General features: G+C 72.0%; 22 protein-coding genes. 8 read left to right on the top strand and 14 right to left on the bottom strand.

Annotated features, from left to right (window positions below; all coding sequences use genetic code 11):
* Positions 1-72: 72 nt before the first annotated feature.
* The 3 genes from K415_RS0109365 to K415_RS0109355 are packed head-to-tail and all read right to left on the bottom strand — an operon-like array spanning position 73 to position 4,270.
* Positions 73-1,254, bottom strand: coding sequence for an SGNH/GDSL hydrolase family protein (locus tag K415_RS0109365; protein ID WP_024286800.1), 1,182 nt, complete (start codon positions 1,252-1,254; stop codon positions 73-75).
* A 57-nt stretch (positions 1,255-1,311) separates the two neighbouring features.
* Positions 1,312-3,414: an FAD-binding protein gene (locus K415_RS0109360; protein ID WP_024286799.1), complete on the bottom strand. Its 2,103-nt coding sequence runs from the start codon at positions 3,412-3,414 to the stop codon at positions 1,312-1,314.
* Between the two features lie 52 nt (positions 3,415-3,466).
* Positions 3,467-4,270 carry a 3-ketoacyl-ACP reductase gene (locus tag K415_RS0109355; RefSeq protein ID WP_024286798.1) on the bottom strand — a complete coding sequence of 268 codons (804 nt, stop codon included), beginning with the start codon at positions 4,268-4,270 and terminating at the stop codon, positions 3,467-3,469.
* Positions 4,271-4,589: 319 nt separating this feature from the next.
* Here K415_RS0109355 and recQ point away from each other — a divergent pair, with 319 nt between their 5' ends.
* The 4 genes from recQ (at position 4,590) to K415_RS0109335 (ending at position 9,168) form a co-directional block, all read left to right on the top strand.
* Positions 4,590-6,470 (top strand): DNA helicase RecQ, encoded by a 1,881-nt coding sequence (gene recQ, locus K415_RS0109350; protein ID WP_081785209.1) that lies wholly within the window; start codon positions 4,590-4,592, stop codon positions 6,468-6,470.
* A 225-nt stretch (positions 6,471-6,695) separates the two neighbouring features.
* Positions 6,696-7,745, top strand: a complete 1,050-nt coding sequence (locus K415_RS0109345) for a LacI family DNA-binding transcriptional regulator (RefSeq protein WP_024286796.1) — start codon at positions 6,696-6,698, stop codon at positions 7,743-7,745.
* Positions 7,746-7,855: 110 nt separating this feature from the next.
* Positions 7,856-8,986 (top strand): Gfo/Idh/MocA family protein, encoded by a 1,131-nt coding sequence (locus K415_RS0109340; RefSeq protein ID WP_024286795.1) that lies wholly within the window; start codon positions 7,856-7,858, stop codon positions 8,984-8,986.
* Entirely contained in the window at positions 8,983-9,168 is a 186-nt protein-coding gene (locus tag K415_RS0109335) for a hypothetical protein (protein ID WP_024286794.1), read from the top strand. The genes K415_RS0109340 and K415_RS0109335 overlap by 4 nt, the downstream gene beginning before the upstream one ends.
* A 2-nt stretch (positions 9,169-9,170) precedes the next feature.
* Here K415_RS0109335 and gnpA read toward each other — a convergent pair whose 3' ends face one another.
* Genes gnpA through K415_RS0109300 form a run of 7 tightly spaced genes read right to left on the bottom strand, consistent with a single transcriptional unit; the run spans position 9,171 to position 17,696 of the window.
* Positions 9,171-11,336 (bottom strand): 1,3-beta-galactosyl-N-acetylhexosamine phosphorylase, encoded by a 2,166-nt coding sequence (gene gnpA, locus K415_RS0109330; RefSeq protein ID WP_024286793.1) that lies wholly within the window; start codon positions 11,334-11,336, stop codon positions 9,171-9,173.
* Positions 11,337-11,352: 16 nt separating this feature from the next.
* A complete protein-coding gene (locus tag K415_RS0109325) occupies positions 11,353-12,309 on the bottom strand; it encodes a PmoA family protein (RefSeq protein WP_034661155.1) in 957 nt (318 codons plus the stop codon).
* Positions 12,306-13,673, bottom strand: a complete 1,368-nt coding sequence (locus K415_RS0109320) for a Gfo/Idh/MocA family protein (protein WP_051480857.1) — start codon at positions 13,671-13,673, stop codon at positions 12,306-12,308. The genes K415_RS0109325 and K415_RS0109320 overlap by 4 nt, the downstream gene beginning before the upstream one ends.
* Before the next feature lie 30 nt (positions 13,674-13,703).
* On the bottom strand, positions 13,704-14,438 hold the full coding sequence (locus K415_RS0109315) for a hypothetical protein (RefSeq protein ID WP_155859423.1): 735 nt from the start codon (positions 14,436-14,438) through the stop codon (positions 13,704-13,706).
* 3 nt (positions 14,439-14,441) lie between these two features.
* The gene (locus K415_RS0109310; RefSeq protein ID WP_369795212.1) at positions 14,442-15,362 is read right to left on the bottom strand and encodes a carbohydrate ABC transporter permease; all 921 of its coding nucleotides are present in this window, start codon (positions 15,360-15,362) and stop codon (positions 14,442-14,444) included.
* Positions 15,359-16,327: a carbohydrate ABC transporter permease gene (locus K415_RS0109305; RefSeq protein ID WP_024286789.1), complete on the bottom strand. Its 969-nt coding sequence runs from the start codon at positions 16,325-16,327 to the stop codon at positions 15,359-15,361. Before K415_RS0109305 ends, K415_RS0109310 begins: the two co-directional genes overlap by 4 nt.
* A 31-nt stretch (positions 16,328-16,358) precedes the next feature.
* Entirely contained in the window at positions 16,359-17,696 is a 1,338-nt protein-coding gene (locus tag K415_RS0109300; protein WP_024286788.1) for an ABC transporter substrate-binding protein, read from the bottom strand.
* 277 nt (positions 17,697-17,973) lie between these two features.
* On the opposite strand from K415_RS0109300, the gene K415_RS0109295 reads away from it, so the two are divergent.
* The 3 genes from K415_RS0109295 (at position 17,974) to K415_RS0109285 (ending at position 21,610) form a co-directional block, all read left to right on the top strand.
* Positions 17,974-19,185, top strand: a complete 1,212-nt coding sequence (locus tag K415_RS0109295) for an alpha-hydroxy acid oxidase (protein WP_024286787.1) — start codon at positions 17,974-17,976, stop codon at positions 19,183-19,185.
* 46 nt (positions 19,186-19,231) lie between these two features.
* Complete coding sequence (locus tag K415_RS0109290) at positions 19,232-20,470, top strand: MFS transporter (RefSeq protein ID WP_024286786.1); 1,239 nt, start codon at positions 19,232-19,234, stop codon at positions 20,468-20,470.
* Positions 20,471-20,620: 150 nt separating this feature from the next.
* Positions 20,621-21,610: an AEC family transporter gene (locus tag K415_RS0109285; protein WP_024286785.1), complete on the top strand. Its 990-nt coding sequence runs from the start codon at positions 20,621-20,623 to the stop codon at positions 21,608-21,610.
* A gap of 89 nt (positions 21,611-21,699) precedes the next feature.
* On the opposite strand, the gene K415_RS0109280 is transcribed toward K415_RS0109285, so the two are convergent.
* From K415_RS0109280 to K415_RS0109270, 3 genes are all read right to left on the bottom strand, one after another.
* Entirely contained in the window at positions 21,700-22,476 is a 777-nt protein-coding gene (locus K415_RS0109280; protein WP_024286784.1) for an SDR family oxidoreductase, read from the bottom strand.
* A gap of 143 nt (positions 22,477-22,619) precedes the next feature.
* Positions 22,620-23,819: a hypothetical protein gene (locus K415_RS0109275; protein WP_024286783.1), complete on the bottom strand. Its 1,200-nt coding sequence runs from the start codon at positions 23,817-23,819 to the stop codon at positions 22,620-22,622.
* 33 nt (positions 23,820-23,852) lie between these two features.
* Positions 23,853-24,887, bottom strand: coding sequence for an aldo/keto reductase (locus K415_RS0109270; protein ID WP_024286782.1), 1,035 nt, complete (start codon positions 24,885-24,887; stop codon positions 23,853-23,855).
* Positions 24,888-24,943: 56 nt separating this feature from the next.
* On the opposite strand from K415_RS0109270, the gene K415_RS0109265 reads away from it, so the two are divergent.
* A complete protein-coding gene (locus K415_RS0109265) occupies positions 24,944-25,408 on the top strand; it encodes a tRNA (cytidine(34)-2'-O)-methyltransferase (protein ID WP_024286781.1) in 465 nt (154 codons plus the stop codon).
* Positions 25,409-25,427: 19 nt separating this feature from the next.
* Here the strand turns inward: K415_RS0109265 and nagB are convergent, their stop codons facing one another.
* Positions 25,428-26,216, bottom strand: coding sequence for a glucosamine-6-phosphate deaminase (gene nagB / locus K415_RS0109260; protein WP_024286780.1), 789 nt, complete (start codon positions 26,214-26,216; stop codon positions 25,428-25,430).
* Positions 26,217-26,355 lie beyond the last annotated feature (139 nt).

Raw genomic sequence — 26,355 nt, 5'->3', positions numbered from 1 at the left:
GGCTGAGCGATCGCCTCAGGGTCGAGCGAGCGCCTCAGGGCTGAGCGATCGCCTCAGGGTCGAGCGAGCGCCTCAGGACTGAGCGAGGAACCCGGGGACGAGAGCGGCGAAGGCCTCACCCATGTGACGGTGACCGGCGGCCGTCGGGTGCAGGAGATCGGGCAACGGCATCGAGGCCCACTCGGGCCGTCCGTAGAGCTCGCGGCCGTCCAGGTAGTGCATGGAGCCGTCCCCTGCGGTCCGCCGCCGGCCGACGACGCCCTCGAGCACCTCGCGGATGACCTCGAGGCTGAGCTTGCCCGTGGCGAGCTCCTCGGACCGTCCGACGGTGCGGAACACCGGCGCGTCGGGCGGCGAGTCAGGGTCGATCGACGTCGGGCCGGGGCGGTCCTCGACGATCGCGCACAGGATCGGCGAGACCACGACCAGCGGCGTGCTCGGGTGACCCTCACGGATCGTGTCGAGGAACCCCTCGACCGCCGGGGGAAAGGTGCGGCGCCGGAAGCAGTCGTGGTTGACCACGTTGATCCCCAGCTTCAGCGTGATCAGGTCGGCCGGCTGGTCACGGATCGTGCGCGCGATGAACGGGTCGAGCACGGCGTTGCCCGACAGACCGAGGTTGACCAGGTCCAGCCCGGCGAGGCGGGCGACGACGACCGGCCAGATCCCGGTCGGCGACGCGGCCGACGCACCGTGGCTGATCGAGCTGCCGTGGTGCACCCAGCGCGGCCGGCGGACCGATCCCGACGCGTGATCCGTCGCCGACGCCACCGGCGCGTCGGTCCGCACCGCCAGGAGCCGGGTCACCTCGGCGTACGGCAACCAGATCTCGAGCTCCTTGTCCCCGGCCTCGAGCACGGGGAACACCACGGTCGCGACCGGACCGGTGTGCGTGATCGTCATCGCCGCGATCGGGTCCAGCACGATGACGCCGTGGCCGTCGGCCGAACCGTGGCCGACCACGACGCCGTCGACCACGAGGTCGTACCGTCCGGCGTCCGGGACCGGGCGGTCGACGATCGCCGTGCGCAGGGCCCGCACGTCGAGCTCGACCTGCCGGGCCGCGGTTCGGAACGCCAGCCGCACCCCGGAGGGCTGCTCCTCGCACATCCGGATGAAGCCGTCGGGCAGCTGTGCCCGCGCCACGGCCGGCAACCGGTGCACCACGACGCCGTCAGCGGTCTGCTCGAGCTCAGCGGCGCCGAGCACCCGCACCGGTCCGCCGACCACCGGTGTGCTGATCCAGGCCGTCACCAGCGCCACAGCCGGCGTCGGCGCCGGCTCCGTTCGGACGACGACCCGGGTCCCGGCTCAGAAGATGTTGCGGTGCTCACGGAACTCACGCCAGACGTTCTCGAAGAAGTCGTCCTCCTGCGGGATCGGCCGGCGAGGACGCCACCGGAAGGCCACGCGACCGGCCCGGTCGGCGGCCGGCGACGGGTCTTCGGCTCCCGACCGCTCGGCTGCCCCCGATGGCTCGGGGCCGCTCCACGCGACCTCCTGCACCTGGTCGTCGAGCGCACCGCCGTCGAGCCGGAAGCGGAACAGGTCGGGCAGGTCGAGCTCGCGTGCGGCGTCGGGGCCGTACCCGACCCGGGGCAGCGAGCCCGCCGGGTCGGTGTAGAGGACCGAGCCCCGGGACCGGCCGCCATGGGCCAGGTAGTCGGCCATCGCCGACAGGTAGACGTAGGCGGTGGTGAGGATGTCGCGGACCAGGAACGTGCGGTTGATCGCCCGGCGCGAGCCCCGGTCGGCCGTGACGAGGTCCTGGTAACCGGCGAGCCAGTCGTGCACCTGGACCAGTGCCTCACCGATGGACTGCTCCGAGCGCACCGGCCCGGCCTTGGCACTCATCAGCACGCCCACGTCGTGGAGCAGGTCACCGGTGTTGTCCGGCACGCCGGACGCCGCACGCGCCGTGGCCCGGGCGACGAGGTCGAGCGCTCCGTCGAGCACCGGGCCGGCGTCCGCCATGAACGCCTCCATCGGCGCTGGGGCCCAGGAGCGGCGGGCGGCGATGAACTGTGCGGCCCGGGTCGCTCCGACCTGCCCGGAGTTGAGGGCCGCGCCGCCGGGCCGGTACACCCCGTGCGCACCGCCCGCCTCGCCGACCGGGAAGAAGCCGCCGACGTTCGACTGCCACCACGGGTCGACGAGCAGCCCGCCGTTGTTGTGCTGGACGCACACGTCGATCTCGAGCATCTCCCGCTCGAGGTCCACGTACGGGTTCTTGCCGAGGTAGAGCTGGTACGCGGGCTCGTTCATCCGGCGTAGCCGCTCGATCGGCGTCCCGAAGAGCACCCCGGCCCGGTCGAGGTGCTCGTGGGCCTCGGGCGAGAGGGCGCTCGGGTCGAGCTCGGCGCGCACCGGGTTGCTCCGGAAGTCGAGGAAGACCCGGCGGCCGCGCAGCACCGTCTCGCGGTACACGAGCAGGTCGATCAGCGAGGACCCGTCGAGGGCCTTGCGGATGTCGAACGGCCACTGGTAGCCCTTGAGGAAGACGAGCGAGAGCAACCGCCCGTAGTCACCGATCACCTCCGTGAGGAACTCGCGCTCGTCGCCGCCGTCGGCATCGGTCGACACGAACCGCGGGATGACCTGCATGTACGTCCCCGAGACGTTCCACCGGGGTCTGGTCGACGCCAGGCCGAACTGCCACTCGGTGAGGTTCTTGCCACGCACCCCCGCCCGGTAGGCCGCACCCGATGCGCCCCACTGGCCGTGGGGGAAGACGCTGGTCGCGTAGATCCCCGCCGGACCCCCTGTCGCGTAGACGATGTTGGTGCAACGGAACAGCAGGTACGGGTTCTGCTCGCCGTCGTGCGGGATGTCGGTGCGCAGCACGAGCAGGCCGGCGACCTCGGGCCCGTCGGCGCCGTCCCGGGTGATGAGGTCGACGACCCGGCACTCGTCGATGATCCGCGTCCCGTTGCGGCGCACCCTGTTCTCGAGCTGCTCGACCATGCTGCGACTCGTGTAGGGGCCCACCGACGTGGCCCGGCGACGCGGGTCGTGGTCGGTCTTGTAGCCGATGAACTCCCCGTACCTGTTCTGCGGGAAGGGCACGCCCAGGTCGCACAGGTGCAGGAAGGCCCGCGCCGACAGGGCCGCCTCGGCCAGGGCGTTGTCCCCGTCCATCGCACCACCGGCGAAGAGGGTCTCGGCCATCTCGCGCACCGAGTCGCCGTCACCCCCCGAGAGGGTCAGCTTGTAGTAGGTCTGCTTGTCCGAGCCCGCGTTGCGGCTCGCACCCGCGTTGACCTTGTCGGCGACCATGACGACGTCGTCCTGGCCGAGCTCCCAGAGCCGGTCCGCCGCGCAGAAGCCCGCCGACCCGGTGCCGACGACGACGGTGTTCGCCGTCACCACCGGCACGTCCTGCCCGGCGATCCGCAGCACCTCGGGCTCACTCATCGGGTCGCTCCTTCGCGTCGCCGGCCGCCCGCTCGAGCGGGCCGGGTGGGGTTCACAGGCGGGGGATGTGCATGCCGCCGTCGACGTGGAAGACCTCGCCGGTCGAGTACGGCGTCCGGCCCGAGGCGAGGAGCGAGACCGCTCCGGCGACGTCGGCCGGGCGACCCCAGCGGGCGATCGGGGCCAGCCCGTCGGCCAGCAGCGCGTCGTACCGGGACGTGACTCCTGCGGTCATGTCCGTCGCGATCACCCCCGGACGCACCTCGTGGACGACGATGCCCTCGGGAGCCAGCCGCACGGCGAACAGCTGCGTGGCCATGGCGACCCCGGCCTTCGACACGCAGTAGTCACCGCGGTTCGTCGACACCGCGACGGCCGAGATCGACGACACGTTGACGATCGTGGCGACCGGGGCGTCCGGCAGCACGACGCGGCCGCCGGCGACCGGCAGGTCCCCCCGGAGCTCGATGACCCGGTTGGCGAACACCTGGGTGAGGAAGTACGGACCGCGCAGGTTGATGCCCAGCACCCGGTCGAAGCTCTCGGTCGTGGCCTCGAGCAGGTCGGCCCGCACCGAGGGGGCGACGCCGGCGTTGTTGACGAGCAGGTCGAGGCGGCCCCACGCAGCGACCGCGTCGTCGACGTAGCGGCGATGGTCCGCCGGCTCGGCGACGGAGCCCTGCACGTAGCGCACCCGCTCGGCGGTGCCGGCGAGCTCGCGCAGCTCGGCCAGGACCTCGGTGGGCTCCTCGCGCGTGGCGAGGATCGAGACGGCGTACCCGTCGGCGAGCAGACGTCGGGAGATGCCGAGGCCGATGCCACGGTTGCCTCCGGTGACCAGCGCCACAGCCGGCATGGTTGCCCTCCTCGCGTCCGTCTCCGTCTGCCCTGAACAGTGACATGCCGAGAGCCATTCGGCAAGCGCTTTCCCAGCACGTTCCCGCACACGGCCCGCCGAACGGACGGCCGAGTGCCAGCGCGGTGCGGCCCGCCTCGCCGCTGTGGACGGTGCGCGGGACGTCAGGGGCGGCTCGTAGGGTGTGCGGGTGAGTGCAGCCTGGACCGGAGCGGACGACGAGCCCCCGTACGACCCTGCGTACGACGACGCCCCGCCGGACGCTGTCGCACGGCCGACCGGGGCGGCAGGGACGGCCGGGGCGGCCGCGGCACGGGCGATGCAGGTGACCCGGGAGGCGCCGGCCACGGCGGCCGCCGACGGCTCGCCGGCTGCGCCCCTTCGCGCACCCCTGGCGGTACTCGCGGAGGTGTTCGGGTACCCGACGTTCCGTGGCGAGCAGGCCGAGATCATCGACACCGTCGTCGGCGGCGGCGACGCCCTCGTCCTGATGCCGACCGGGAGCGGGAAGTCGCTCTGCTACCAGATCCCCGCGCTGGTACGCCCGGGCACCGGAGTCGTCGTCTCGCCGCTGATCGCCCTCATGCAGGACCAGGTCGACGCCCTGTCGGCTCTCGGGGTGCGGGCGGGGTTCCTCAACTCGACCCAGGACTACCCCGAACGCCGGCGCGTCGAGCAGGCCTTCCTCGCCGGCGAGCTCGACCTGCTCTACCTGGCCCCCGAGAGGCTGCGTGTCCCGGAGACCCTCGACCTGCTCGACCGTGGGCGGATCGCCCTGTTCGCCATCGACGAGGCGCACTGCGTGTCCCAGTGGGGGCACGACTTCCGCCCCGACTACCTGCAGCTCTCCCTTCTGCACGACCGGTGGCCGACGGTCCCGCGCATCGCGCTGACCGCGACCGCCACCGAGGCCACCCACGCGGAGATCGCCGAGCGCCTGCAGCTGGCCCGGGCACGCCACTTCGTGGCGAGCTTCGACCGCCCCAACATCCAGTACCGCATCGTCGGCAAGGACAGCCCGCGGACCCAGCTGCTCGGCCTGCTGCGTTCGGAGCACCCCGGGGACGCCGGGATCGTCTACTGCCTGTCCCGCAAGTCCGTCGAGCAGACGGCGGCCTTCCTGACGGCCAACGGGATCCCGGCGCTGCCGTACCACGCGGGGCTGGACCGCAGGGTCCGCTCGACCAACCAGGCGCGGTTCCTGCGCGAGGACGGTCTGGTGATGGTCGCGACGATCGCCTTCGGGATGGGCATCGACAAGCCGGACGTGCGGTTCGTCGCGCACCTCGACCTGCCCAAGTCCGTCGAGGGGTACTACCAGGAGACCGGGCGGGCAGGTCGTGACGGCCTGCCGTCGACCGCATGGCTCGCGTACGGCCTGCAGGACGTCGTCCAGCAACGCCGCATGATCGACACCTCCGAGGGCGACGCCGCGCACCGGCGTCGTCTCGGTGCGCACCTCGACGCGATGCTCGCCCTGTGCGAGACCGTCGAGTGCCGGCGTGTGCAGCTGCTCGCGTACTTCGGCCAGACGAGCGAGGCGTGCGGCAACTGCGACACGTGCCTGGCGCCGCCGGAGTCGTGGGACGGCACGGTCCCCGCTCAGAAGCTGCTCTCGACCGTCGTGCGCCTGGACCGCGAGCGCAACCAGCGGTACGGCGCCGGCCACCTGGTCGACGTCCTGCTCGGCAAACCGACCCCGCGGATCGAGCAGCTCGGGCACACGTCGCTGAGCGTCTTCGGCATCGGGACGGACCTGACGGAGCCCGAGTGGCGCGGTGTCGTGCGGCAGATGCTCGCGCAGGGTCTGCTCGCGGTGGATGCCGACGGGTACGGGACGCTGCGGATCACCCCCACCAGTGCCGAGGTCCTGTCCGGGTCCCGGAGCGTGCTGCTCCGCCGCGAGGCGCCCAAGGCGGCCCGTGCCCGGACACCACGGACCGGGAGGCGCGGCGCGGTCTCCCCCGCCGCGGACCTGGACGGTGCCGCGAGCCTGGTCTTCGAGCGGTTGCGGACCTGGCGGGCTGCGACGGCCAAGGAGCAGGGCGTGCCGGCGTACGTCGTCTTCCACGATGCGACCCTGCGGGAGATCGCGACCCGCGTCCCGACGACCCTCGAGGAGCTCGGTACGGTCACCGGCGTCGGGGTCAGCAAGCAGGAGCGGTACGGTCCGCACCTGCTCGAGGCGCTGCTCGGCTGACCCACGGAGCAGGCGAGAGGTCAGGACAGGCCGGGACTCAGGGCAGCCGTGCGCCGTCCGGGATCTAGATGGCGTCGTAGACCAGGACGTTCGGGGTGCCCGCGCGCTCGGCCGACCGAGCAGGCCACGCGCGCCGCGTCATGTGTTGAATCGCTTCAGGGGCAGAATGATCCGAGAAGTCGATCAAGCACGCGTCAACGCGGTCGTCCAGCGAAGGGACTCACGGTGGTCACCACGTCGGGGCGCGGTCCGGGGCGCAGCCCGCGGCGCTCGAGCATCAGCGACGTCGCCCATGAGGCCGGCGTCTCGCTCGGCACCGTCTCCAACGTCCTGAACCGCCCCGAGCGCGTCTCGCCCGCCACCCGCGAGAAGGTGCTGCTCGCGATCGAGGCGCTGTCCTTCGTGCCCAACGGCTCGGCCCGTCAGCTGCGGGCCGGGACGATCACCACCGTCGGGGCGATCCTGCTGGACATCGCCAACCCGTTCTTCACCGAGGTGGCGCGTGGCATCGAGGACCGCCTCGGGCAGGCCAACCACACCCTCATGCTCGCGAGCTCCGACGAGGACCTCGAGCGCGAGGCACGCTACCTGCGCCTCTTCGAGGAGCACGGGGTGCTCGGCATCCTCGTGACACCCGCCGGGCCCGACATCGACCACCTGATCGAGCTGCACCGCCGCGGCATCGAGATCGTGCTGCTCGACCGCACCTCGCCGGTCGCGGAGCTCTCCTCGGTCGCCGTCGACGACGTCGCCGGCGCCGCCCTGGCCGTCGACCACCTGCTGAGCCTCGGTCATCGGCGGATCGCGTTGATCAACGGCCCGCCGACGATCAGGCAGTGCGTCGACCGACGCGCCGGCATGGTGCGTGCCCTGGCCGGCGCCGGGCTCGACCCGGACGACGCCATGATCGAGATCACCGTCTCCGCGCTCAACGCCGAAGGCGGCGAGGCCGGGGTGACCGAGCTCCTGGCCGGCCGCACGGGATCGACCGCCGTGTTCTGCGTCAACGACCTGACGGCCCTGGGCGCCATGCGCACCCTGCGTGCCCACGGCCTCGAGATCCCCGGCGACATGGCCGTCGTCGGGTACGACGACGTCAACTTCGCCTCGATGTTGGCCACGCCCCTGACCTCGGTCCGACAGCCCCAGCGCCGCCTCGGCCACGTCGCAGCCGACCTGCTGCTGCGGGCATCCGGCCGGGGCGCGGCACCGCCGCAGCAGATCGAGTTCCAGCCCGAGCTCGTCATCCGCGCCTCCTCGGGCCCGCACCGCTGACCGGCCCTCACGATCCTCGGGACGCCGGATTGAAACGATTTACGGCACGGCTGTCGAGTGGCTAGGGTCGGAGTCTGCGCATCCTCACCTGCGCAGCGAAGGAGCCCGTCGTGACCCCCAGCACGACCCCCGCAGCGGTCACCCTGAGAGCCGCGATCGTCGGCACAGGGGCCGTCGCGCACCTGCACGCGCAAGCCCTGGCGGCCGATCCGCGCATCGACCTGGTTGCCGTGAGCAACCGCAACGCCTCGCGCAGGACGGCGTTCGCCGACACGTACGACGTCCGCGGCCGGTATGCGACCCACGCCGAGCTGCTCGCCGCCGAGACGCTCGACCTGGTCATCCTGTGCACCCCGCCCGACCTGCACCGCGAGCAGACGCTCGACGCCTTCGCCGCCGGGGTCAACGTGCTGTGCGAGAAGCCCCCCGCGCTGTCGCTCGCCGAGCTCGACGACATGCAGTCGGCCGCCGACGCCAGCGGGCTCGCCTTCGCGATCGTCTTCCAGCAGCGCACCGGCACGGCCGCAGCCCACGTCAAGCGGCTGCTTGACACGGGTGCGCTCGGCCGACCCCTGCTGGCCCAGTGCCAGACGCTGTGGCTGCGCCAGGACGACTACTACGCGGTCGACTGGCGCGGCACCTGGGACGGTGAGGGTGGCGGCACGACGCTCGGCCACGGCATCCACCAGATGGACCTGCTCGCCCACCTGCTCGGCGACTGGGCCGAGGTGGACGCACGGGTCTGGCGCCTCGCCCGGGACATCGAGATGGAGGACGCCTCCACGGCGGTGATCCGCTTCGCGAACGGGGTCGTCGCGACGGCGGTCTCGAGCGTCCTGTCGCCCCGGGAGACGAGCTACGTGCGGCTCGACACCGAGCTCGCGACGGTCGAGGTCGAGCACCTGTACGGCCACAGCGGCGACAGCTGGCGCATCACGCCGGCCCGCGGCGTCGGCGAGGAGCAGGTGGCGTCCTGGGCCTTCCCGAGCCAGGACGAGCCGAGCGGTCACGAGCCCCTGGTCCGCGCGGTGGTCGACGCCCTGGTCGCCGGCACGCCGATGCCCGACCTGGTGACCCACGCGCGCCGCCCGCTCGAGCTCGTGACGGCGATCTACGCGTCGGCGACCCACCGCCGCCCGGTCACACCCACGAGCCTGGACACCGACGCACGTTTCCGCACCTCGCTGCGCGCCGACATCACCGACCTGCGCCCCGGGACGGCGGTGCCGACCCCGACGTGATCCCAGCGCCGCTGTTCGTCGACCCGGCGCACGAGGGCGGCACCGACCCCGTCGTGGTACGCCGCGGCGACGAGTGGTGGCAGCGCTGCTCGGTCATCCAGGCGGCGCTGCTGCGCGTGGTCGACGGAGTGCTCGTCTGCGATCGTGACGAGGACGTCGAGCTGGACCTTGGCGGGACCTGAGCTCACATCGCGAGCGTGACCATCCCGCCCGGTGCGACGGTCACGGTGCGGGGGGTGCCGCCGTGCACCGTCGTCGTGATCGGTTCGTCCGCGGCGCTGACCACGACGAGGCGGCCCGAGGCCGGGAACGCGGCCACGTCGGCCCGCGGGTCCTGGGCCCACCACCCGCCACGGTCCGTGCCCGCAGCCCACAGGATCGCGTTCTCCAGCCGACGGGCGGCCGTGGGTCCGTGGCGGTGCCCGGTGAGGTAGACGGCGCGCCCGTCCCCGAAGCGGGCCGCCGTGGCCAGCGGGTTCGTCCCGTGAGCCGCGAGGACCGTCACGTCGCTGCGGGTCACGAACACCCCCGGTCGCGGGGCCAGACCCGCCACGTCGGCCCCGTGGTCGAGCACCGGGTGCGTCGGCGCGACGTCGAAGGTCCGCGCCATGACGCGGATCCGGTCGCCGGTGTCCTGGTCGACGCCCAGCACGTCGGCGAGCTGGAAGAACCGGGTCGAGAAGGCCGTGGCCGACGGCTGGCCGAGGCCGACCAGCCCGCCGCCGCGCGCGACGAACGCGGTCACGGCGCTGACCAGGGCGGGTTCGGCCCAGGCGTCGCCACCCGACCACGCCGACCCGGCGTCGCCCGCGTTGACCAGCACGTCGATGTCACCGGGCACGCCGTCGGCCGCGACCGCGGCGAGCGAGTGGAAGGTGACCCGGAGCGGGAGCCCGGCGAGGGACTCCAGCACGTGGGTGAGCAGCAGGTCGGGGTTCTCGTGCAGGTGCCCCGAGGTGCTCCAGGTCCGCAGCGCTCCCCACGCCGTCACGACGCCGACGCGCACGGGCGACGCGTGCGGCGCGCCCTCGGCGTGCAAGGCGCGGATGAGACGGTGCTCGGCGGCGACCTGCGCGACGTAGTCCTGGAAGTCCTCGAACGGCTCGGTCAGGCTCAGGTAGCCGCCCAGCCCGATGCGGTCGATCGGTGCGCGGAGCAGGGCGCGGCGCACAGTGGTCCAGCAGGCGCGCGCGTCCGACGTCGGGTCTCCGCCCGGCGCGAAGGTGGGCCGGCCCTCGAGGTCGATCGGGAACAGGTAGGGGTGCAGCCGCAGCTCGTGGGTCGGCACGTCCGCCGCAGCACAGAGCCGCGCCTCGTAGCCGGAGAAGACGGCCTTGATCAACCCGTCGAAGCCGTACTCGGCGAACCTCCCGGAGAAGGGTTCGAGACCGATCCACGAGTCGTCGTAGAAGACGTACGCCTGCTTGCCGTGCCGGTGCACGATCTCGACACACTGCCGACCGAGGTCGAGCACGAAGTCCTGCACGAAGGCCATCCAGGCGCGGTAGACGCCCGACGGCGGGTTGTGGGTCGAGGTGTAGCGGCCGGCGTTGACGAAGTCCTCGGACGTGATCGTCAGGCCCGTCGTGGCGCGGAACTCCCGCAGGGCGACAGGGTTGACCGTGAAGTCGTAGGAGCCCCAGTCGGCGTACACGTGCGGCAGCTGCGGGTCGTCGCCCCAGAACCAGGCGAAGTTGTAGAACAGCGAGGTGAACCGGACCACGGTGGTGTCGGGGTGGTCGACGCACCACTGCTCGAGCCAGGCGAGCAGGTGCTCGCGGACCTCGGGGTCGCGGGGCTCGACGGCGCGCAGGTGCTCGCGATCGCCCCAGCCGTTGGTGACGTGGTTGTACATCGAGATCTCTTCCCAGATCCGCGTCACGAGGAAGTTGACGGTGTAGGTGTGCCAGGCCTCCGCTCCGTGCACGGTGACGCGGCCACCCTCGACGAGCTCCCACCGCTCGGGCCGGACCTCGACGCCGGTCGTCCGGTCGAAGACCTGCCAGAGCTCGAGCCCGTCCCGGTCGTCGACCACGAACTGGTCCCGCGAGTAGCCGGCGAGCAGGTCGATCGTGACCTCGTCACTGTCTGCGGTCACCGGGGTGGTCATGAGGAAGTTCTGCTGGAGCTTGTCGGGATGGGCCGTGGCCCACTCGTTGTCCTCGCGGACGAGGCACAGGGTCGAGTAGATGCCGAGTCCCGAGTCGAGGATCTCGCGCGAGAGGCTCGTCCCGTCCGAGTCGCGGATGACGTCGGCGCCCCACCGCTCGGCCATCGCCAGGGTGTAGTCCTCGTGGCCCGCCTCGCCCGGAAGGGTGAACCCACCGGTCGACGGTCCCGTCGCACCCATCAGCGCTCCGCACCCATCAGTGCTCCTCACCCATCAGCCCGGCCAGGGCCACCCGGCCGAGCGCGGCGAGCTCCGCACCACGGTCCGGGTCGGCTCCGCCGTCGGCGATGACCACGGCGTACCGGAACGTCAGCGCCGCGCCGGGCCCGAACGGCACCTCCGCGCTGAAGAACGGTGCGGGGTTGACCCCCGCGAACCACTCGTTGCGCATGAACCACTGCGGCGGGTGCTGCGGGTTGGCCGCGTCGTCGACCATGACGAGCGTCGAGTGCCTCGCGGTCCCGTCGTGCTGACCGGTGAAGCCCATCCACCCGGCGCGCGTCCCGCGGATCTCCTCGCCCCCCGCGTGCCCCGGGGCGAGGATCGTGCCACCGGTGAAGGACCGCGGCCCGCGCCAGAACAGTCCGCCGTAGCCGGCGTTCTCGCGCCCCTTGGTCGTCGGCGAGCCGATGTCGAGGTGCGCACCGCTGATGTTGGTGATCGCCGACGCGAAGGTCAGCACCCACACGCCCTCGGCGGCCGCGGGCACCGTCACGCCGAAGGATCGGGACTCGCGGACGACCTCGTCACCGACCGCCTGGCCCGGGGTGGGCTGGGCGTGCCACACGAGGTCGTGCGCGACCCGGACGCCGTCGTCGTCGACCGCCATGGCCGTGAAGCGGTCGTGATCCATCGACCCGTCGTTCTCGAGCTGGACATAGCCCTGCCCGTGGACGTAGTTGGGCCCACCCCAGAAGTTGTGCGGCCCGACGTCGGGCAGCGACCAGGCGATGCCCTTGTGCCAGACGTGGTCGTGCGGACGGAACAGGCTCATCAGGTCGCCGCCGAGCGTGTGCAGCGGGTGGAAGTAGGGCCGCGGGGACTCCAGCTGCACGTCGTCCGGTCGGTAGACGTAGGTGAGCAGCGGCTGCCCGTCGCAGGCGACCTGGACCGAGCGGTCCAGGTCGTGCCGGACGGTCAGTCGGCGCGTCACAGGACGGTACCGAGGTCGAGGTCGGCGATCGCCACGGCCTGGCGGGTGCGCATGGACTCGTTCGCCGCGATGCCGACGGCGACGGCGCGGACTCCGTCGAGGTACCCGGCCGGGCGCCCGAGCGCGTCGGCGCCCGGTCCACGGAACACGTCGGCGAGCAGGATCGCGTCGCCACCACCGTGCCCGCCGATCCCCGCCGGGATGGCGTGCTCGGTGGCGCGCTCCCAGTGCTTCTGCACCAGGAGGTGGTCGCCGATCGGACGCAGCACGTCGCCGGCGAACGCACCCGGGGTCGCGCTCGGGTCGAGCACGGCGCGGCCGTCCTCGTCGAGCTCGACCGATCCCCGCTCGACGACCGAGAGCTCGGCCCGGCCCGCCGTCCCGTTGACGGTGACCGTGTAGCCCTCCCACGGGGAGTGCGCGTTGAGCGAGTAGGTCAGGGTCGCACCACCGCGGTAGTCGACCAGGACGGACATCGTGTCCTCGATGGTGATGCCGGGACCGAAGACGTCCTGGTCACGCCGGTAGCCGTCGTGGTGCTCGGCGTCCAGGTACAGGGCCTTGAGCCGCGGGTCCTGGTTCAGGTCGAGGCACCACGGGTCCTCGGCATGGCCGGTCCCGCGCTCCGGGCGCGGGCCCATGCCTCGCGACGCCGCCGCGTCGGCTCCGTAGAACCGCAGGGCTCCGCTCGCGTAGACCCGCTCGGGGGTGTCGGCGAGCCACCAGTTGACCAGGTCGAAGTGATGGCTCGACTTGTGGACCAGCAGGCCACCGGAACGGTCCTTCTCGCGGTGCCAGCGCCGGAAGTAGTCCGCACCGTGCACCGTGTCCAACGCCCACTCGAAGTGCACGGAGCTCACCGTGCCGATCACACCCGAGGCGATGACCTCCTTGAGCGAGCTGTTGCGCGGGGCATAGCGGTAGTTGAAGGTCATCACGACGTCCCGCGCGGTGGCCGCGACGGCGCCGGTGATGGTCCGGCAGCCCGCGGCGTCGATCGTCAGGGGCTTCTCCACCACGGTGTCGGCGCCGGCGGCGAGGGTGCGCGAGACCAGGTCGGCGTGCGTGTGGTCCGGTGCGGTCACGACCACGACGTCGACGCGCTGCTCGTCGATCATCTGCTCGAGGGCGTCCGGGGTGTAGCGCGGCAGCGCTGCCGCACCGCCGCGTCCGGCGACCAGGGCGTCGTAGTAGTCGATGCGGGTCGGGTTGGGCTCGCACCAGGCCACGAGCTCGGCGACGTCGGCGTGCTCGCCGAGGATCGCGTCGATGTACATCCAGGCACGGTGGCCGGTGCCGGCCACTGCGTAGCGTCGTCGCTGTGTCACAGGCGTGCTGCTCACGGGCGTACTGGTCACGGGCATCTTGGTCACGGTCGTCCTCGGTGGTGAGCGTCAGTGCGTGTCAGGCGTGTCAGGGGTGTCAGTGCGTGTCGGTGTTCGGGTCAGGAAAGCGCCTTCCGTCGGGGCGAGACTACCGCCGTCCGCATGCCGTTCGACGGCCAGCACCGCCAGCGCCAGCAGGCCGCCGACGACCAGGGCCAGCGGCACGAGCATCCACACGATCACGCCGGCGAGCACGAGGGCGATCAGGAGCATCCCGGTACCGCGCAGGTCGTCCCGGCTCCGCCGCGCGGCCGCCCGGACGGCGGGCCACCAGGCCGACCCCGGTCGCCATCCGCCCGCACTGCGCAGGAGCACCACGGCGAGTGCCGCGAGCACGACCCCCGACGCGACGCCGGGAAGCCGGAACGCGTCGGCGGCCGCCGTCCGGAGCAGCCAGATGTTGAACCCGAGGACGAGGACGGCCCCGACCCCGGCGATCGACACCAGCCACACCCCTCGGCAGGCCACGACGAACAGCCGGAGCAGGTCCGCAACCCGGTCGCCGCGCCCGTCGAGGTGCCGGCGCAGGTGCACCACGCCCGCGGCGAGCGCCGGCAGAATGGTCAGGACCGGGATGCTCAGGATCGCGACGACCAGCCCGACGAGCAGGACCTCGGCGAGCAGGGCGAACGACGACGAACCGTGCGGCAGCGGCGTCCGGCGGTTGCCCGGCTGCCGCACCCGCTCGGGTGCCACCCGCCCGGACCGGGGACCGGCGGGCGCTGCAGGGTCGACCCGCGCCATCGCTCAGCCCTTCAGACCCTGGGTCGCGACGCCTTCGACGAGGTGCCGCTGGAAGATGATGAAGAACAGGATCACCGGCACCAGGGCCAGGACGGCCATCGCCATCTGCGCGCCGTAGTCGGACGTGCTGGTCTGGTCGACGTACAGCCGCAGCGCGATGGGCAACGAGTACAGCGCCGGGTCCTTGAGGAAGAGCAGCGGCCCGAAGAAGTCGTTCCACGACCAGATGAAGGCGAAGATCGAGGACGTCACGAGCGCCGGCTTCATCAGCGGCAGCATGATCGAGCGGTAGATCCGCAGGTGACCGGCGCCGTCGATGCGAGCCGCCTCGTCCAGCTCACGCGGCAGGTTGCGCATGAACTGCACCATGAGGAACACGAAGAAGGCCTCGGCGGCGAGGAACTTGCCCAGCAGCAGCGGCCAGAACGAGTTCACCAGGCCGAGGCTGTTGTAGACGATGTACTGCGGGATGATCACGACGTGGAACGGCAGCAGGAGCGTCGCGATCATCAGGCCGAACCACAGGTTGCGACCGGGGAACCGGATCCGGGCCAGCGCGTACGCGCTCAGGGAGCCTGAGATCGTGATCCCGACCACGGAGCCCACCGCGAGGATGAGCGAGTTCTTGAAGAACGTCCAGAAGGACACCCCGCCGATCCCGCTCAGGGCCCTGGCGTAGTTGTCGAAGGACACCTCGTCCGGGAAGAGGCTGACGTTGCCGATGATCTCGGCAGTCGGCCGGAAGGACGACACGAGCATCCAGATCACCGGGTAGAGCACCACCGCCAGCAGGGCGAGCGACAGCACGTGGAACACCAGCGCACGCCGCGGACCTCGGCCCCGGAGCCCCGTCGGGCGTGCCTTCGCGGGCGCCCGCCGGGGCGGGTTGGTGCTCACAGTCGTCGGCGTGCTCACGGCGCTCACTTCTCTTCCCCGCTGTAGTGGACCCAGAGCTTCGAGGACTTGAAGAACACCAGCGTGACCAGGCCGACGACCATGACCAGGATCCAGGCCATCGCGGAGGCGTAGCCCATCTTGAAGTCGGCGAACCCGCGGATGTAGAGGTAGAGGGTGTAGAAGAGCGTCGAGTTGGCCGGGCCACCCGAGCCGCCCGAGATGATGAAGGCCGACGCGAAGATCTGGAACGAGTGGATCGTCTCCAGGAGCAGGTTGAAGAAGAGCACCGGCGAGAGCATCGGAAGCGTGATGGCGAGGAACTTCCGTACCGGGCCTGCGCCGTCGACGGCCGCCGCCTCGTAGAGCTCGGCGGGCACCTGCTTGAGACCGGCGAGGAAGATCACCATCGGAGCGCCGAACTGCCAGACGGTCAGCAGGACGAACATCGGCATGGTCTTGCCCGGGTCGCCGACCCAGCCACCGGCCTCGAGGCCGAAGCCCTGGCCGATCCGGTCGACGATCCCGCCGTCGATGAACATCGCCTTCCAGACGATCGCGACCGAGACGCTCGCACCGACGAGGGACGGCAGGTAGAAGGCCGAACGGTAGAAGCCCTTGGCGCTGAAGGCGTTGTTGAGCAGCATCGCCACGGCGAGGGACGAGGCGAGCTTGATCGGTGTGCCGAGGAGCACATAGAGGCCGGTCACCTTGAGCGAGGCGAGGTAGCGCTGGTCGGCGAACAGGCGCGTGAAGTTGTCGATGCCGACGAACGTCGGCGCGTTGAACAGGTCGTAGTCCGTGAAGGCCAGCACGAGGGAGGCCACCATCGGCCCGGCGGTCAGCAGGAAGAAGCCGAGCAGCCAGGGGGCGAGGAAGGCGTAGCCGGCGCGGGCCTCGCCCCGGCGGGGCCGACGCCGCGCGGGCGTCGGTCCCGCCGGGGACTGGACGTCCCCGCTGTGGATCCGGTCGACGAAGAGCTTGTCGGGGGTCATCGCGGTTGTCCGTTCGAGAATGACCCTCGGGTCAGCTGTTGTCGGCGATGGTCTGCTGAGCCTCGCTGAACCACTGGCTCACGGCGTCGTCGACACTGGTGCTGCCGTAGTTGATCTCCTCGGAGATCTCGCGGAAGCGGGTCTCGAGGGTGCCGAAGCCCTGGATGGGCGGCGGCGGGGACTCCTGCAGGTACTCGGCGATGGACTCCTCGTAGGCCGCGACCTGGGCGTCGGCACCCTCGAGTGTGACCGCGTCCCGCTGGAGGCTCGAGGCGCGCAGGCCCTGCGAGGTGCCGAAGACCTCGGCGACGGCCGGGTCGTTCACGAGGAAGTCGATCAGCAGTGCGGCCTCCGCGGGGTGCTCGGAGTTCGCTCCGATCGAGTAGAGCATCGAGGGCTTGAGGAACAGCCCGAGGTTGCCCGGGTCGTCCGACGGGATCGGCATCATCTCGAGGGACTCGGCGCCGGAGTTCGTCAGGTAGCCGGCGATGAAGTTGTCCCAGCTCATCTCGGAGCCGGTCTCCAGGGAGTCGAACGGACCCAGCGGGAGCAGCTGCGTGGCACGATCGGCCGGGAACGTGACGCCGTCGGCCCGCAGGTCTGCCGTCAGGTTCCACCACTCGCGCAGGTCGTCCTCGGTGAACGCAAGCTGGCCGTCCTCGGTGAAGACGTCCTTGCCCTGCTGGTTGAGCCAGTGGATGAAGATCCAGAACGTGGCGGTGTAGTCCGCGCCCCCGTGGACCAGGTTGCCGTCCGCGGTGGTGACACCCGCCTCGCTGACCTGGCGGAGGAAGTCGTTGTACTCCGCCCAGGTCTGCATCTCGCCGGGCGCCTCGACCCCGGCGGACGCGAGGATCGCCGGGTTGTAGAACATCGCGAAGGCGTTCGTGCTGATCGGGACGGCGTACGTCGTGCCGTCGATCTGCCCGGACGGCAGCAGCGTCTCGGCCATGCCCGAGACGTCGATGCCGGCCCCGAGGAGCTCGTCGAGGTCGTACAGCTGACCGGTCGCACCGAACTGACGCAGGTAGGACAGGTCCATCTGCACGACGTCGGGGAGGCTGCCGCCTGCGGCCTCGGTGGCCCGCGCGGGCCAGTAGTTGGGCCAGTCCGTGAAGGAGGGCTGGATCGTGATGTTCTGGTGCTCGGCCTCGAAGAGCGCCAGGGCTTCCTCGTACCGCGCGGCACGGTCGTCGTTGCCCCACCAGGTGACGGTGAGGGTCACGGGTTCGTCGCTGCTCGCCTCGGTGGCCTCGGCCGTGCCGTCGGCGGCGTCCGGGGCCTCGGCGGTGTCAGCGCCACTGCAGGCCGTCAGCGTGAGTGCGGCGGCAGCAGCCAGTCCCGCCAGCTTGAGGATGGATCGTTTCATCGTCGTGAGCCTCCTTGCTCGTCGGAAAACGCTTCCCCAGCGTATGGACGCCCTCCGAGGCACGTCAAGACCGCCGGGCGGCGAGATTGAATCGTTACAAGCATCTCGACCGTCTGGAGCCTCCGAGCCCAGGTCGCTCGTGGGCACCCGACCGCCCGTGGCGCGTGGCTCGGTACGTCACGCGCGATCGGGCCATCTGGCCGACTGCGGTGCGTCACGGTTTGAAACGTTATAACCTCGTGCCGACCGAAAGCCCTCGCGTGTCGACGGAGCCACGATGACTGACCGACAGCTTCCCCGGTGGTCCGAGCTCAAGCCCCTGCTGCGGGGTCGGCCGATCGAGCTCGACCCGACCACACGTCGCCTCGAGCGAGCCTTGTCGATCGCCGACCTCCGCCGGGCGGCGCGGCACCGGACGCCACGCTCGGTCTTCGACTACACCGACGGTGCGGCCGATGCCGAGATCAGCCTGCGGCGGGCGCGGAGCCTGTTCCGCCGGCTCGAGCTGCGGCCCTCGGTCCTGCGCGACGTCTCGGTCGTCGACACCACGACGACGATGCTCGGGCGGCCGGCGAGCGTGCCGTTCGCCTTCGCCCCCACCGGCTTCACCCGGCTCATGCACCACGACGGCGAGCGGGCCGTCGTGCGCGCAGCGCAGCGCCACGGGATCCCGTACACGCTCTCGACCATGGGCACGACGACGATCGAGGACGTCGCCGCCGCCGGACCCGACGCGCGCAGGTGGTTCCAGCTCTACGTCTGGAAGGACCGCTCCGCCGGTGTGGACCTCATGGCCAGGGCCAAGGCAGCCGGGTTCGAGGCGCTCATGCTCACGGTCGACGTGCCGGTCGCCGGTGCGCGGTTCCGCGACGTCCGCAACGGCTTCTCGATCCCGCCGTCGCTGACGGTCAAGACCGTGCTCGACGCGGCGACCCACCCGGCCTGGTGGTTCAACCTGCTCACCACCGAGCCCCTGACCTTCGCCTCGCTGTCCTCCTGGGACGGCACCGTCGCCGAGCTCATCGACCAGCTGTTCGACCCGAGCATGACCCTCGCCGACCTGGAGTGGCTCCGGGCGAGCTGGGACGGGCCACTGATCATCAAGGGGATCCAGACGGTCGAGGACGCCCGTCGCGTGGTCGACGCCGGAGCCGACGTCGTGGTGCTGTCCAACCACGGTGGGCGGCAGCTCGACCGCGCCCCGGTGCCGCTGCGGCTGCTCCCCGACGTCGTCGACGCGCTCGAGGGCCGCGCCGAGGTGTGGACGGACACCGGCATCCTCAACGGGACCGACATCGTCGCCGCCCTGGCCCTCGGCGCCGACGCCACGATGGTGGGCCGCGCCTACCTCTACGGGCTCATGGCCGGTGGCGAACGGGGCGTCGACCGCGCCGCGAAGATCCTCACCGCCGAGGTCCGCCGCACGATGGCTCTGCTCGGCGTCCGCACCGTGACCGAGCTCGGTCCCCAGCACGTCCGCCTCCCCTGACGCCCGCGCCCTCGCCGCTCCCGCCACCGAACCCGGGGCCGACGGCGTGAGGGGCGGGTCGGGGCAGACTCGGGCGCTGTTCGGGAGCGGCCCCTTCCGGCTCTACCTGACCGCCCAGCTGCTCGGCGGCAGCGGCATGTGGATGCTGCGGATGGCGACGGACTGGCTCGTCCTCGAGCTCACGGGCAGCCCGGCCGCCGTCGGCGTCGTCGTCGCGCTGCAGTTCCTCCCCCTGCTGGTCGTCGGCCCGCTCGGCGGGGTGATCGCCGACCGGCACGACAAGCGCCACCTGGTCCTGGGGGCCCAGACCGCCTCGGTGCTCGTGGCGGTGACCCTGGCCGCGCTCACCCTGACCGGCACCGTCGCCGTCTGGCACCTCTACGCCCTGGCGGTGGCGCTCGGACTGGTCGCCGCGATCGAGATGCCGGCGCGCCAGGTGCTGGTCAACGAGGTCGTCGGGGACTCCCTGCTGCGCCCGGCGATCAGCCTGGCAAACGCCGTCAGCCAGGGCGGCGGCCTGGCGGGCCCGGCCCTGGCCGGCCTGGTGATCGCCGAGGTGGGTCAGGGCTGGGCCTTCGGCATCAACGCCCTGGTCGGCGTGGCGGTCATCGCCCTCATCGCCGCAATCCGCCCGGGCGCGCTCCGTCACGTCCCCACCACCGGCCGTGCCCGCGGTCAGCTGCGCGAGGGGTTCGGCTACGTGACAGGTCGACCGCACCTGCTGGGCGTCGTGGCCCTCGCAGGGTTCATGGGCGCGCTCGGGCTCAACGGCCCGGTCGTCCTGTCGACCTTCGCCGAGGAGGTCTGGGAGACCGGCGCACGCGGCTTCGGCCTGTACAACACGGCGGGAGCGGTCGGGGCCGTGGTCGGCGCCGTCCTGTCCGCACGTCGTGGCCGGCTCAGGGTCCGCACGGTCGTCCTGGGTGCCGCGCTGTTCGGCGCGGCCGAGGTCGTCGCCGCCGCGATGCCCACCGAGGGGGCCTTCCTGGCCATGCTCGTCGTCGTCGGGGCAGCCACGCTCTTTTTCCTGACCAGCGCCGCGACCTACGTGCAGCTGGCGGCCGAGCCGTCGGTCCGCGGCCGCGTGATGGCGATCTACTCCCCGGCGCTGCTCGGTGGGCACGCGTGCGGCGGGCTGCTCCAGGGGTGGCTGGCCGAACAGCTCGGCGTCCGGCTCGGCCTGGCAGTGACGGGCTCGCTCGCCCTGGCCGCGACCGCCGCCGTCGCGCTGGTCCTGCGGCCGCGGTCACGCCCGCACCCACCCGATCCGCGCCCGGGCCCCTGACTCCTGCCGGCAGCTGCAGCTCGTGAACCCGGTGCGAGGGACGCCGCCCGACCCGGGCAGCCGTCGCCTCTGGGAGGATCGGGCCATGCTTCCGTCACGGCATGGACCTGAGGGCACCATGGCCCCCACCGACGCCGGGTGCCGGCGCTGATGGGGGCCATCGTCACGGCACTCGGCACGATGGGCGCGATCGTCGCACTCGGCTGGGTCCTCGGTCGCCGTGGGACGCTCGGGCCGGCCGGTCCGGCGGTCCTGGCCAGGGTCGTGTTCACGGTGGCGACGCCCTGCCTCCTGCTCGTCACGGTCGCCCGTGCGGACCTGCACCTGCTGCTGTCCCGGTCGGCCCTCGTCACGGCGCTCAGCACGTCGGCGGTCGTGCTCATCGCGCTCGTCGTGCTGCGCGGGATGTGGCGGCGGCCCGCGGCGGACGTCACCGTGGCCACCCTCGCGTCGTCGTACGTCAACGCGGGCAACCTCGGCCTGCCGCTGGCGGTGTACCTGCTGGGCGATGCGGTCGCCGTCGTGCCGCCGCTGCTCTACCAGCTGCTGATCCTCGCGCCGGTCGCATTCACGGTGCTCGACGCACGCGCGGTCCCGCCAGAGCCACGGACGGCCGACGACGACGACGGTGCGGCACTGCCCGGACCTCGGCGCAGGTCCGTCCGCGGGGCGTTGCTCGCGCGGCGCGTCGCCGGCCGGACGCTGCGCAATCCGATCATCGTCGGGGCGCTGTCGGGTCTCGTGCTCGCGGCCCTGCCGTGGCGCCTGCCGGAGGTGGTCCTCGGACCGTTCGCCATGATCGGCGCCGCGGCGGCACCCCTCGCGCTGCTCACCTTCGGCATGGCGCTGGCCGTGCCGCGGACCACCGACGTCCAGCCGGTCCGCCGCGAGCTCGTGCTCGTCGTGCTGCTGCGATCGGTCGTCCACCCGGTCCTCGCCGCCCTGATCGGCACGGCCCTCGGCCTGACCGGCGAGCTCCTGCTGGCCGTGACCGCCATGGCGGCGCTGCCGACGGCGCAGAACGTCCTGGTCTACGCGATGCAGTACGGCCGGCAGCAGCCGCTCGCGCGCGACGCCGGTCTGGTCACGACGGTGCTCGCCGTCCCGGTCCTCCTGGTGATCACCGCCGTCCTGGCCTGAGCAGAACCGGCCCCAGACGCAGGACCACGTGATCGGTCCCCGGCCCGGCGCGCAGACGCACCCGGCCGGGGGCACCCCACCCGGTCACCTCACCAGGTGGACTCGCCGCGGATCACGACGTCCGAGCCGCCGTCGACGAAGACGACCTGGCCGCACAGGTGCGAGTTCTCCACGCTGACGAGCCAGGCCAGCAGTGCCGCCGGCACCTCCGGCCCCATGAAGCCGTTGAGCGGCATGGGGACCACCTGCCGGAGTTCCGCGCGCTTCTCCTCGGTGTCGACCAGGTCGGCGGTCATCGGGGTGACGACGATCCCGGGGCCGATCGCGTTGATCGGGATGCCTGCGCCGGCCCACGCCGGGGTCGCCGCGTTGCGGCGGAGCCACCGCGCCACCGCTGCCTTGCTGCTCCCGTAGATCAGCCCGCCCGTCTCCGCGCCATCGGCGAGCACGGCGGCCCTGGCCAGCGCACCCGTCTCGTCGCCCGCGAGGCACAGCTCGACGAGCTCCGGGTCGTTGGGCATCAGGCTGGCCATCGAGCAGGTCACCACGGCGCGCGGCGCGGGCGAACCGGCAAGGAGCGGCCGCAGGCCCTCGAGCGTGGCGATCGCGCCGAAGTAGTTCACCGCGATGGTCGCGGGGATCGGGTGGGCCAGGCCGGCGTTCGCGACGACCGCGTCGATGTGCCCGCCGGACAGCTCGGTGACACCCGCGACCAGGGCATCGCGCCCCTCGGCGGTGGTCAGGTCCGCCACGACGTCGGCGTCGTGGATGTCCACCCCGATCACGCGCTCCCCGCGTGACGTCAGCAGCTGTGCGAGGGCTGCGCCGATCCCTGATGCCGAGCCCGTGACGACAGTCGTGCGCATCGTTCCTCCAGAGCAACCGGGGGCCTACGCGGGACGCCGATCGGGCGGGAGTGTCACTGGTCCCTTCCGCCGACCCCGGGCGCCTCGCGCCGAGCGACACCTCCGGCGGCCGGGGCGCGGTGCCGCTCCGAGGGTCCGGCAGCTCAGGCCAGCTGCTCGCCGAGCCAGGCGAAGGCGCGGTCCTGCATCGGGCGGCTGAACGCGTGGCCGCCGTCGTAGAACTCGCCGGTGTAGGCGGCGGGCCCACCCGCCGCGGCATACCGGGCGATCAGACGCTCGTGCGCCGCGGCCATGCCCTGCGGGGGGAACAGCTCGTCGTGGCGCCGGTACTGCACCAGGAGCGGGGCCGGCGCGCCACTGGCCGCGACGTCGGGCCAGTCCCCGAGCCGCGCGAGGCCCGGCGGGAAGAACATCCAGGTGTGCGGGGCCACGTGCTGCGGCAGGAGCGCACGCTGCGTGCTCATCATCGCGACGACCACCGCGGCGCGGATGTGCTCGGAGGTGGCCAGCAGGAAGGCGGCGCGCGCGCCTCCGCCGGACAGGCCGACGCAGCCGATCCGGTCGGGGCGGACGTCCGGACGCCCGGCGAGGTACGCGGTGGCAACGCGGTCCTCGTGGCTCACGACGGCCGCAAGGCTCGTCCCGAGCACGGTGCAGTACTTGGCGACGAGATGCTCGTGCGCGGCAGCGAGATCCTCGTACTGCGCGAGGGTCTCGACCGTCTCGGCGGTCTCGGCCGTCTCAGCCGTCTCAGCCGTCTCGGCGGTCTCGGCCATCTCTGCCGCCTCTGCCGCCTCCGACGGCACCGGCGCGCGGCCGAGGGCGGCACCGATCGTCGCGGCGTCGAACCGTCTGCTCCCCCACAGGAAGACGTCGTGGACCAGCACGACGTACCCCTGGCGCGCCATGTCGTCGGCATAGGCCCGACCGTCGTACAGGTCGTCGCGGACGGTCGGGATGCCGACGGCCGGGCCGTCCGGCCCGTCGGACAGCTTCTCCTTGCCGTACCGCTTGACCCGGCCGTGGCAGTGCAGGGCGACGACGCCGGGCAGCACCTCGTCGGTGTCCGGGCGGAGCACCCACGCTGCGGTCCGCGGCCCGTACCCGACGCTCCACGAGACCTCCTCGCCACGCAGCCCGTCGGTGACCCAGGTCCGCCCGACCTGCACACCGAGCGGGCCGTCGCGGCGACCCGGGTCGTCACCGAAGGTGAGCATGCCGCGCACGGCGCCACGCAGCGCCGCCCCGTCGAGGTCGACCGGCCACAGGTCGCCACGCCGCGCAGCCGCGTCGACCCAGTCGCCGTAGGCCCCCAGGTGGTCGGCCCCCGGGCCGCCGCTCATCGCCCGATGCCGCCGCTCATCGCCCGGCGCCGATCATCGAGCCGTGCCGTCGACCGCGTACTCCTCGATCGCCGTGAGCTCGTCGTCGGACAGCGGCCCGGCCGCGAGCGCGGCGACGTTGTCCTCGAGCTGGGCGACGCTGCTCGCACCGACCAGCGCCGAGGTGACCCGCGCATCGCGCAGCACCCAGCCGAGCGCGAGCTGCGCGAGCGACTGGCCGCGGCCGGCCGCGATCTCCTGCAGCGCCCGGGCGCGCGCCAGGTACGTCGGGGAGATCCGCTCGGCCTGCAGGAAGCGCCCGACGGACGCGCGTGACCCGGCCGGCACCTCGCCGGTCAGGTAGCGCGAGGTGAGCAGGCCCTGGGACAACGGTGAGAAGACGATGGTTCCGATGCCCAGGTCACCGACGACGTCGAGCAGCGACTCCTGCTGCCCGTCGGCGACCAGCTCGATGTGGCGGTTGAACATCGAGTAGCTCGGCTGATGGATCAGCAGCGGCGTGCCGAGGTCGGCCAGCACCTGCGCCGCCACCCGGGTCTGCGCCGGGGAGTAGTTGGAGATCCCGGCGTACAGCGCCCGACCGCTGGTGACCGCGGTGTGCAGCGCACCCATCGTCTCGGCGATCGGCACGGCGGGGTCGGGCCGGTGGGAGTAGAAGATGTCGACGTAGTCCAGCCCCATCCGCCGCAGGGACTGGTCCAGCGAGCTCAGCAGGTACTTGCGCGAGCCACCGTCGCCGTACGGGCCCGGCCACATGTCGTAGCCGGCCTTGGACGAGATCACGAGCTCGTCGCGGTACGGGCGCAGGTCCTTGGCCAGGACCGTACCGAACGTCTCCTCGGCCGAGCCGGGCGGTGGCCCGTAGTTGTTGGCCAGGTCGATGTGCGTGATCCCCAGGTCCACGGCCCGGCGCAGGATGGCGCGCTGGTTCTCGAACGAGTGGCCGGCACCGAAGTTGTGCCACAGGCCGAGCGAGAGGGCGGGCAGGTCGAGGCCGCTGCGACCGGTCCGGCGGTAGGTCATGGTGTCGTAGCGGTCGTCGGCCGCTGTCCAGGGTGAGTGCGTCATGGCGGCAACGCTAGTCACTCACGCCGATCATGTGGCCCGGGTGGCAGACTCGGCGCGTGCTGCGCGTGATGTTCTTCGAGCCTCGGATCGCCGGGAACACCGGAAGCGCGATCCGGCTCTCCGCCGCGACGGGGGCCGAGCTCCACCTGGTCGAGCCGCTCGGCTTCGACCTGTCCGAACCCAAGCTGCGCCGCGCGGGTCTCGACTACCACGACCTCGCGCACGTCGTCGTGCACCCGGACCTCGAGGCCGCGTTCACCGCGTGCCCCGGCGCACGCGTCCTCGCCTTCACGACGCAGGCGACACGGCGGCACACCGACATCTCCTACCGACCCGACGACGTGCTCCTCTTCGGCCCCGAGCCCACCGGTCTGCCCGACCACGTCCTGGCGCACCCCCGGATCACGGCCCAGGTCCGGATCCCGATGCTGCCGGACCGCCGGTCCCTCAACCTGTCGAACTGCGCAGCGATCGCGAGCTACGAGGCCTGGCGCCAGCTCGGCTTCGACGGCGCCGTCTGAGCACGGCGCGACCCTGCCGTCACAGACCCTGCCATGAGGGCTTGTTCGCCCACGCGTGCCGGTAGAAGTCGGCGAGCTGGAGCCGGCTCGCTGCCGCGTCGTCGATCAGGACCGTCAGGTGCGGGTGGTACTGCAGCACGCTGCCCGGCCACAGCGCACTGACCGGACCCTCGACGAGGTGCTCCACCGCTTCGGCCTTGCCCTGCCCGAACGCGAGCAGGACGACGTGCCGCGCCTCCATGATCGTGCCGAGGCCCTGGGTGAGCATGTACTTGGGCACCGAGTCGATGTCGTACTCGTCGAGGAACCGCGAGTCGTCCCGCCGGGTCTGCTCGGTGAGGGACTTCACCCGGGTCCGCGAGGCCAGCGACGACCCGGGCTCGTTGAACGCCACATGGCCGTCGATGCCGATCCCGAGCAGCTGCAGGTCGATCCCACCCGCGGCGGCGATGTCACGCTCGTACTGCGCACAGGCCGCGACCAGGTCCTCCGCGCCGCCGTCGGGCGCCCGCACCGCGCCAGGTGCGAAGTCGACCCGCGCGACGAGCTGCTGGTTGATCACCGCGAGGTTCGACTCAGGGGCGTTGGGGGGGAGCCCGACGTACTCGTCGAGCAGGAAGCCTCGGGCTCCGGCGAAGGACAGCCCCGTCTCGTGGTGTCGCCGGACGAGGGCCTCGTACACCGCGAGCGGGCTCGACCCGGACAGGAGCCCGAGCACCGCATCGCCTCGACTGCGCAGCAGCTCGTCGATGGCCTTTGCCGCCAGGTCCGCCAGGTACTGGGCGGACGGGTTGATCACGACCTCCATGGCACTTCCTCCGTCATCGCAGGATCCCCAGGACGGTCAGGGGCCGCGAGACCCGCGCCGACCGGTGCAGCACGCGCACCTGCGTCGATCATCCCAAGTCGGTCGAGCGTCCGTACGCGGTTCGGCCGTCGGATGCCCG

Origin of the sequence: Cellulomonas sp. KRMCY2 (genome assembly GCF_000526515.1) — a bacterium.
In the GTDB taxonomy this organism is placed as follows: Bacteria; Actinomycetota; Actinomycetes; order Actinomycetales; family Cellulomonadaceae; genus Actinotalea.
This window is presented reverse-complemented; position numbering and strand designations above follow the sequence as displayed.

Bases quoted from the DNA above. Each gene is read 5' to 3' on its own strand.
- K415_RS0109270 (WP_024286782.1), bottom strand. From the start codon at position 24,887: ATGACGCACTCACCCTGGACAGCGGCCGACGACCGCTACGACACCATG.
- K415_RS0109295 (WP_024286787.1), top strand. From the start codon at position 17,974: ATGACTGACCGACAGCTTCCCCGGTGGTCCGAGCTCAAGCCCCTGCTG.
- K415_RS0109355 (WP_024286798.1), bottom strand. From the start codon at position 4,270: ATGCCGGCTGTGGCGCTGGTCACCGGAGGCAACCGTGGCATCGGCCTC.
- K415_RS0109360 (WP_024286799.1), bottom strand. From the start codon at position 3,414: ATGAGTGAGCCCGAGGTGCTGCGGATCGCCGGGCAGGACGTGCCGGTG.
- K415_RS0109275 (WP_024286783.1), bottom strand. From the start codon at position 23,819: ATGAGCGGCGGCCCGGGGGCCGACCACCTGGGGGCCTACGGCGACTGG.
- recQ (WP_081785209.1), top strand. From the start codon at position 4,590: ATGCAGGTGACCCGGGAGGCGCCGGCCACGGCGGCCGCCGACGGCTCG.
- K415_RS0109285 (WP_024286785.1), top strand. From the start codon at position 20,621: ATGGGGGCCATCGTCACGGCACTCGGCACGATGGGCGCGATCGTCGCA.
- K415_RS0109300 (WP_024286788.1), bottom strand. From the start codon at position 17,696: ATGAAACGATCCATCCTCAAGCTGGCGGGACTGGCTGCTGCCGCCGCA.
- K415_RS0109280 (WP_024286784.1), bottom strand. From the start codon at position 22,476: ATGCGCACGACTGTCGTCACGGGCTCGGCATCAGGGATCGGCGCAGCC.
- nagB (WP_024286780.1), bottom strand. From the start codon at position 26,216: ATGGAGGTCGTGATCAACCCGTCCGCCCAGTACCTGGCGGACCTGGCG.
- K415_RS0109305 (WP_024286789.1), bottom strand. From the start codon at position 16,327: ATGACCCCCGACAAGCTCTTCGTCGACCGGATCCACAGCGGGGACGTC.
- K415_RS0109320 (WP_051480857.1), bottom strand. From the start codon at position 13,673: ATGCCCGTGACCAGTACGCCCGTGAGCAGCACGCCTGTGACACAGCGA.
- K415_RS0109315 (WP_155859423.1), bottom strand. From the start codon at position 14,438: ATGGCGCGGGTCGACCCTGCAGCGCCCGCCGGTCCCCGGTCCGGGCGG.
- gnpA (WP_024286793.1), bottom strand. From the start codon at position 11,336: ATGGGTGCGACGGGACCGTCGACCGGTGGGTTCACCCTTCCGGGCGAG.